The 5,421-nt window shown below is 54.9% G+C and carries 3 rRNA genes; all 3 read left to right on the top strand.

From position 1 onward, the window contains the following. Positions 1-83 precede the first annotated feature (83 nt). The 3 genes from AB0N80_RS16785 (at position 84) to rrf (ending at position 5,361) form a co-directional block, all read left to right on the top strand. A 16S ribosomal RNA gene (locus AB0N80_RS16785) occupies positions 84-1,605 on the top strand. Positions 1,606-2,028: 423 nt separating this feature from the next. Beyond that, a 23S ribosomal RNA gene (locus tag AB0N80_RS16780) occupies positions 2,029-5,141 on the top strand. 103 nt (positions 5,142-5,244) lie between these two features. Next, a 5S ribosomal RNA gene (gene rrf, locus AB0N80_RS16775) occupies positions 5,245-5,361 on the top strand. Together the 16S, 23S and 5S rRNA genes form the textbook arrangement of a ribosomal RNA operon. Positions 5,362-5,421 lie beyond the last annotated feature (60 nt).

Here is a 5,421-nt window from a genome sequence, read left to right as displayed (position 1 = left end):
GGATACGTCAGTAATGATGTTTCTCTTTGGTCAGTTTCAAACTCGCTGCAGCATCGTTTTCCCGGTGTTGTGTGCATTTCTTTTTTACGGAGAGTTTGATCCTGGCTCAGGATGAACGCTGGCGGCGTGCTTAACACATGCAAGTCGAACGGTGAAGCCAAGCTTGCTTGGTGGATCAGTGGCGAACGGGTGAGTAACACGTGAGCAACCTGCCCTGGACTCTGGGATAAGCGCTGGAAACGGCGTCTAATACTGGATATGAGCCTCTTCCGCATGGTGGGGGTTGGAAAGATTTTTTGGTCTGGGATGGGCTCGCGGCCTATCAGCTTGTTGGTGAGGTAATGGCTCACCAAGGCGTCGACGGGTAGCCGGCCTGAGAGGGTGACCGGCCACACTGGGACTGAGACACGGCCCAGACTCCTACGGGAGGCAGCAGTGGGGAATATTGCACAATGGGCGAAAGCCTGATGCAGCAACGCCGCGTGAGGGATGACGGCCTTCGGGTTGTAAACCTCTTTTAGCAGGGAAGAAGCGAAAGTGACGGTACCTGCAGAAAAAGCGCCGGCTAACTACGTGCCAGCAGCCGCGGTAATACGTAGGGCGCAAGCGTTATCCGGAATTATTGGGCGTAAAGAGCTCGTAGGCGGTTTGTCGCGTCTGCTGTGAAATCCCGAGGCTCAACCTCGGGCCTGCAGTGGGTACGGGCAGACTAGAGTGCGGTAGGGGAGATTGGAATTCCTGGTGTAGCGGTGGAATGCGCAGATATCAGGAGGAACACCGATGGCGAAGGCAGATCTCTGGGCCGTAACTGACGCTGAGGAGCGAAAGGGTGGGGAGCAAACAGGCTTAGATACCCTGGTAGTCCACCCCGTAAACGTTGGGAACTAGTTGTGGGGACCATTCCACGGTTTCCGTGACGCAGCTAACGCATTAAGTTCCCCGCCTGGGGAGTACGGCCGCAAGGCTAAAACTCAAAGGAATTGACGGGGACCCGCACAAGCGGCGGAGCATGCGGATTAATTCGATGCAACGCGAAGAACCTTACCAAGGCTTGACATACACCAGAACGGGCCAGAAATGGTCAACTCTTTGGACACTGGTGAACAGGTGGTGCATGGTTGTCGTCAGCTCGTGTCGTGAGATGTTGGGTTAAGTCCCGCAACGAGCGCAACCCTCGTTCTATGTTGCCAGCACGTAATGGTGGGAACTCATGGGATACTGCCGGGGTCAACTCGGAGGAAGGTGGGGATGACGTCAAATCATCATGCCCCTTATGTCTTGGGCTTCACGCATGCTACAATGGCCGGTACAAAGGGCTGCAATACCGTGAGGTGGAGCGAATCCCAAAAAGCCGGTCCCAGTTCGGATTGAGGTCTGCAACTCGACCTCATGAAGTCGGAGTCGCTAGTAATCGCAGATCAGCAACGCTGCGGTGAATACGTTCCCGGGTCTTGTACACACCGCCCGTCAAGTCATGAAAGTCGGTAACACCTGAAGCCGGTGGCCCAACCCTTGTGGAGGGAGCCGTCGAAGGTGGGATCGGTAATTAGGACTAAGTCGTAACAAGGTAGCCGTACCGGAAGGTGCGGCTGGATCACCTCCTTTCTAAGGAGCATCTGGCACTGATGGCCTTCGGGTTGTGAGTGTCCAGGCGCCGGATCAGACCGTTCGTGTCTGCCGGTTAGCTCATGGGTGGAACATTTGACTTGGTGTCGGGGACGAGGTTCTCGGGTTTAGTACGTGGCTTGCCATTGGAATGATCTGGTTCGGAGTTGTTGACACATGCACGCTGTTGGGTCCTGAGGGGCCGGGCGCTGATCGCGCTGGTTGTTGAACCGGTGGTGGTTGGTGGCTGTTCCTCGAGGGCCTTTTCTTGATGTCGCGGTTGTGATGTCGGGGAGGGGTACCGCCCGTACTTTGAGAACTACACAGTGGACGCGAGCATCTTCGACATGAGCCTTCGGGTTTGTGTCGTGAAGATGATCTTAAAGATCATTAGTCAATTTTTTGACGATTCAACTCATGTGATTTCAAGTCTTTAAGAGCAAACGGTGGATGCCTTGGCATCTGGAGCCGAAGAAGGACGTAGCAATCTGCGATAAGCCTCGGGGAACTGATAAGCGAGTTTTGATCCGAGGGTGTCCGAATGGGGAAACCCCGCCAGGGCGCGTGCGTACCTGGTGACTCCCGCCTGAATATATAGGGCGGGTAGAGGGAACGTGGGGAAGTGAAACATCTCAGTACCCACAGGAAGAGAAAGCAACAGCGATTCCGTGAGTAGTGGCGAGCGAAATCGGAAGAGGCTAAACCTAGCGTGTGTGATAGCCGGCAGGCGTTGCATGTTGGGGGTTGTGGGACTTTTCGGATTGTTCTGCCGAGCAGTCGACGTGACAAGAGGGTATAGACGAACGGTTTTGAATGGCCGGTCATAGAGGGTGCGAACCCCGTAGTCGAAATGCCTGTTCTTGGCGTGAAGAGTATCCCAAGTAGCACGGGGCCCGAGAAATCCCGTGTGAATCTGTCAGGACCACCTGATAAGCCTAAATACTCCCAGATGACCGATAGCGGACAAGTACCGTGAGGGAAAGGTGAAAAGTACCCCGGGAGGGGAGTGAAATAGTACCTGAAACCGTTTGCTTACAAACCGTTGGAGCCTCCTTAGTAGGGGTGACAGCGTGCCTTTTGAAGAATGAGCCTGCGAGTTAGCGATACGTGGCGAGGTTAACCCGTGTGGGGTAGCCGTAGCGAAAGCGAGTCTGAATAGGGCGATTCAGTCGCGTGTCCTAGACCCGAAGCGAAGTGATCTATCCATGGCCAGGTTGAAGCGACGGTAAGACGTCGTGGAGGACCGAACCCACTTAGGTTGAAAACTGAGGGGATGAGCTGTGGATAGGGGTGAAAGGCCAATCAAACTTCGTGATAGCTGGTTCTCTCCGAAATGCATTTAGGTGCAGCGTTGCGTGTTTCTTGCCGGAGGTAGAGCTACTGGATGGCCGATGGGCCCTACAAGGTTACTGACGTCAGCCAAACTCCGAATGCCGGTAAGTGAGAGCGCAGCAGTGAGACTGTGGGGGATAAGCTTCATAGTCGAGAGGGAAACAACCCAGACCACCAACTAAGGTCCCTAAGCGCGTGCTAAGTGGGAAAGGATGTGGAGTTGCTTTGACAACCAGGAGGTTGGCTTAGAAGCAGCCACCCTTGAAAGAGTGCGTAATAGCTCACTGGTCAAGTGATTCCGCGCCGACAATGTAACGGGGCTCAAGCACGCCACCGAAGTTGTGGCATTGACATTTTTGGTAGGCCTTCGTGGTCCAGCCGTGTTGATGGGTAGGAGAGCGTCGTGTGGCGAGTGAAGCGGCGGGGTGACCCAGCCGTGGACGCTACACGAGTGAGAATGCAGGCATGAGTAGCGAATGACGTGTGAGAAACACGTCCTCCGAAAGACCAAGGGTTCCAGGGTCAAGCTAATCTTCCCTGGGTAAGTCGGGACCTAAGGCGAGGCCGACAGGCGTAGTCGATGGACAACGGGTTGATATTCCCGTACCGGCGAAGAACCGCCCAAGCTAATCCAGTGGTGCTAAGAGTCCTAGCTCACGCTTTAGCCGATCCCTTCGGGGTGAGGCGGGTGTGTGTGAACGCTCGACCCCATGCTGGTGCGGCTAGCGTATTAACAGGTGTGACGCAGGAAGGTAGCCCAAGCCAGGCGATGGTAGTCCTGGTGCAAGTGCGTAGGCCGACTCTTAGGCAAATCCGGGAGTCATTGAGGCTGAGACACGATGCGGATAAAAAGTGGGTGATCCTATGCTGCCGAGAAAAGCATCGACGCGAGGTTCTAGCCGCCCGTACCCCAAACCGACTCAGGTGGTCAGGTAGAGAATACCAAGGAGATCGAGAGAATCGTGGTTAAGGAACTCGGCAAAATGCCCCCGTAACTTCGGGAGAAGGGGGGCCATCCACTTATTAGGACTTGCTCCGAAAGGGTGTGGTGGCCGCAGAGACTAGTGGGTAGCGACTGTTTACTAAAAACACAGGTCCGTGCCAAGTCGCAAGACGATGTATACGGACTGACGCCTGCCCGGTGCTGGAAGGTTAAGAGGACCGGTTAGCCGCAAGGCGAAGCTGAGAATTTAAGCCCCAGTAAACGGCGGTGGTAACTATAACCATCCTAAGGTAGCGAAATTCCTTGTCGGGTAAGTTCCGACCTGCACGAATGGCGTAACGACTTCCCAACTGTCTCAACCGCGAACTCGGCGAAATTGCATTACGAGTAAAGATGCTCGTTACGCGCAGCAGGACGGAAAGACCCCGTGACCTTTACTACAGCTTGGTATTGGTGTTCGGTGTGGCTTGTGTAGGATAGGTGGGAGACGGTGAAGCATTCACGCCAGTGAGTGTGGAGTCATTGTTGAAATACCACTCTGGTCACTCTGGATATCTAACTTAGGACCGTGATCCGGTTCAGGGACAGTGCCTGGTGGGTAGTTTAACTGGGGCGGTTGCCTCCCAAAATGTAACGGAGGCGCCCAAAGGTTCCCTCAACCTGGTTGGCAATCAGGTGGCGAGTGTAAGTGCACAAGGGAGCTTGACTGTGAGACTGACAGGTCGAGCAGGGACGAAAGTCGGGACTAGTGATCCGGCAGTGGCTTGTGGAAGCGCTGTCGCTCAACGGATAAAAGGTACCTCGGGGATAACAGGCTGATCTTGCCCAAGAGTCCATATCGACGGCATGGTTTGGCACCTCGATGTCGGCTCGTCGCATCCTGGGGCTGGAGTAGGTCCCAAGGGTTGGGCTGTTCGCCCATTAAAGCGGTACGCGAGCTGGGTTTAGAACGTCGTGAGACAGTTCGGTCCCTATCCGCTGCGCGCGTAGGAAGTTTGAGAGGATCTGACCCTAGTACGAGAGGACCGGGTTGGACGAACCTCTGGTGTGTCAGTTGTTCCGCCAGGAGCACCGCTGATTAGCTACGTTCGGGATGGATAACCGCTGAAAGCATCTAAGCGGGAAGCCGGCCTCAAGATGAGACTTCCATACCCCTTGTGGGTGAGAGGCTCCCAGCCAGACTACTGGGTTGATAGGCCGGATGTGGAAGCGCAGTAATGCGTGAAGCTGACCGGTACTAATAAGCCGATGACTTGATAACACACCGTTTTTGGTGCTTGCGTCCACTGAGTGGTTCTCGATGTACGGTCGAGAACAACACAACAATGAACAATCGTTGTTGGTTTTTGAAACATCAATAGTGTTTCGGCGGCCATAGCGAGAGGGAAACGCCCGGTCACATTCCGAACCCGGAAGCTAAGCCTCTCAGCGCCGATGGTACTGCAGGGGGGACCCTGTGGGAGAGTAGGACACCGCCGGACTTCCTTTAACGAAATGGCCACCCAACGCTGGGTGGCCATTTCGCATTTACGGGCACATTC

Origin of the sequence: Microbacterium sp. NPDC089188, assembly GCF_040685155.1 — a bacterium.
Lineage (GTDB): Bacteria > Actinomycetota > Actinomycetes > Actinomycetales > Microbacteriaceae > Microbacterium > Microbacterium galbum.
Note: the sequence above shows the minus strand (reverse complement) of the source record. Positions and strands in the feature narration are given on the sequence as shown.